Annotated in this window: 3 protein-coding genes; all 3 read left to right on the forward strand. The window is 53.4% G+C overall.

Features of this window, described 5'->3' with window-relative positions; all coding sequences use genetic code 11:
- Nucleotides 1-252 (forward strand): OprD family outer membrane porin (locus BLO50_RS21600; RefSeq protein ID WP_143003862.1); only part of this gene is annotated, 252 nt, incomplete at its 5' end.
- 213 nt (nt 253-465) lie between these two features.
- Nucleotides 466-1,365: a LysR family transcriptional regulator gene (locus BLO50_RS21605; RefSeq protein ID WP_090256319.1), complete on the forward strand. Its 900-nt coding sequence runs from the start codon at nt 466-468 to the stop codon at nt 1,363-1,365.
- A 215-nt stretch (nt 1,366-1,580) separates the two neighbouring features.
- On the forward strand, nt 1,581-2,020 hold a 440-nt coding region (locus tag BLO50_RS21615), incomplete at its 3' end, for an OprD family outer membrane porin (protein ID WP_244152933.1).

Consider the following 2,020-nt stretch of genomic DNA (forward strand, 5'->3'; position numbering starts at 1 on the left):
TTTGCCAGCGTTGGCATCCCTGGCTTGACGTTCATGACCCGTTACCTGACTGGTGACAATATTGATCTAGGCGCAGGCAAAGCCGATGGTAAGGAATGGGAGCGCAATACTGACATCGCCTATGTCTTCCAGAACGGTGCGCTGAAAAACCTGGGCGTAAAATGGCGCAACGCCACGCTACGTTCGACCAATTTCGGCAACGATGTTGACGAGAACCGCCTGATCGTCAGCTACACACTTCCGCTGTTGTAATCATCAAACCTCAGCGCGGAGCTAGTAGTCGAGTGCCGCGCTGAGAACCGCCCGCGCTAATAAAGTGATACTGCTGGAAGTTCAATCCCAAACATAAAGCTCCTCCCTCCATCAGATTACAAATAAGTAATCCTGTTGCGATCCTGGCGTTAGGTTCGTCTCGTTAAGCTCAAAGTACATGCATTTTGCTTGGCACGAGCTTTGATCGCCCCCATGTTCGACCCTCTCACCATCGACCACCAACTAGCACAGATCTTCTTGACCAGCGCGCGCTGCGCCTGCTTTAGGCAGGCTGCACGCAGCCTAAACTTACATATCGTCCCGATGCGCAAAAAACTCAGGAAGCTGGAGGCAACTGTAGGTACCCCGCTATTCCTTTATAAAGGACGCGAGCTCAGCCTGAGCGCAACAGGACGTGAATTACAACAACTACTGACCCAGAAATTCGGTGACCTGCATCCAGAGGACGTCAGTGTCCAGCGAGCTCTGGTACGTCTTGCGGTGCCGACGTCACTGCTCACCGACCTGCTGGCCCGTGATTTGATCTCCTGGCTGCGTAATGACGCGGCCGTGAGACTAGAAATCATCCCACAGGAGGGCGAGCCCGAGAGGCTGGCAGAGGTCATGATTTGGATCACCGATCCCGGCACGGCAAGACCGACTCCAAGCTTTGCAATGACTAAACCATTGATGCTTGCACGAATTCCCTATCGTGCCCATATGGCCAAACGTTATGCAGGTAAACGCCTACCGAGCTCTGTAGCCGACCTCAAAGATTTCATGCTGGTACAGCTCGCGGGAAACGCAACGGTTGACAGTTTCGAACCATGGAATCAGCTGATCCGTCAGCGCCGAAGTGCGGTCATTCAAGTGCATTCACAAGAGTGGGTCGTTGACTTGCTGCGTAACTCCTCCTGCATTGGCCTGCTACCTGGCTACATCTCCCATGTAGACCGTAACCTGCTGCCCCTTGACGAGTTATTCGAGACTGCCTTGGAACGGGTGGTCTGGATTTCAACGTCCCCGCTGGCAGCAGAGCGATCAGAAGTGCAGACACTGGTGTCGCTCATCTACAAAGCCTTTGAAGATCGCCACAACTGGTTCACTCAGTAGCCCTGAGTAGTCCACAAGCAGTTAATTAACCAAATCGTCATCTCGCTGAAACAAACAAAGGTTTCCGCTCCTGCATTGAAACCCTCGCCCTGTAAGGCTTTCATTCGCCCCCCGAACTTTGAAATAAAAATGTCATCGAAAGTGTGTGCAAGTGTAATACGCCTACCCGAGCCTGCCCCTCGTCTACCACACATGTTTTCGACGAGGATAATTACATGCTCATTGCTACCCCCAACTCTCAATGGCTTAACCGAGTCACGTGCGGGCTCCTGCTGAGCGGTGGAGGACTCGGTCTCAGTCAACAAGCGGCAGCTGATTTTTTGGCAGATAGCAAAGCTGGTCTGGAAGCGCGCAACTTCTATTTCAATCGTGATTTCCGCCAAGACTCAGCTAGCCAGTCAAAGCAGGAAGAATGGGCCCAGGGCTTTCTGCTGCGTTACGAATCCGGGTTCACCGAAGGGACCGTCGGTGTTGGCATCGACGCTATCGGCATGCTGGGTCTCAAGCTGGACTCCAGTGCTGATCGTTCAGGCACGGGCCTTCTAAAACGCAACAAAGAAGCTCCTCGTGCCGCGCAGGATGAATATGGTGAGATGGGCTTAACCGCGAAGCTGCGCGCCTCAAACAGCGTGCTGAAACTGGGCACGCTGCAACC

This window comes from Pseudomonas peli, from assembly GCF_900099645.1.
GTDB classification, from domain to species: domain Bacteria; phylum Pseudomonadota; class Gammaproteobacteria; order Pseudomonadales; family Pseudomonadaceae; genus Aquipseudomonas; species Aquipseudomonas peli.